General features: G+C 47.0%; 1 pseudogene. It reads left to right on the top strand.

The window, feature by feature from the left end:
• A pseudogene (locus tag CHH91_RS19670) lies at nucleotides 1–217 on the top strand (carbon starvation CstA 5TM domain-containing protein); the annotation flags it as partial.

Raw genomic sequence — 217 nt, 5'->3', positions numbered from 1 at the left:
CTCGGCGTCATCATTTTGCCGATTACATCTGGCGACACCGCTTTCCGTAGTGCACGAATGATTATTGCAGATTATATCAACGTGCCACAAAAGAAAGTGATGAACCGCATTTGGATTGCCGCGCCATTGTTCATTACGTCCATCATCTTAACGACAGTAGATTTCACAATGCTGTGGCAGTACTTTAACTGGGCGAACCAATCGACCGCCGTCATCG

The sequence above is a fragment of the Virgibacillus sp. 7505 genome, from assembly GCF_002272135.1.
Taxonomy (GTDB): Bacteria; Bacillota; Bacilli; order Bacillales; family Amphibacillaceae; genus Terribacillus.
The sequence above is the reverse complement of the archived record's forward strand: the minus strand, read 5'-3'. Positions and strand labels throughout refer to the sequence as shown.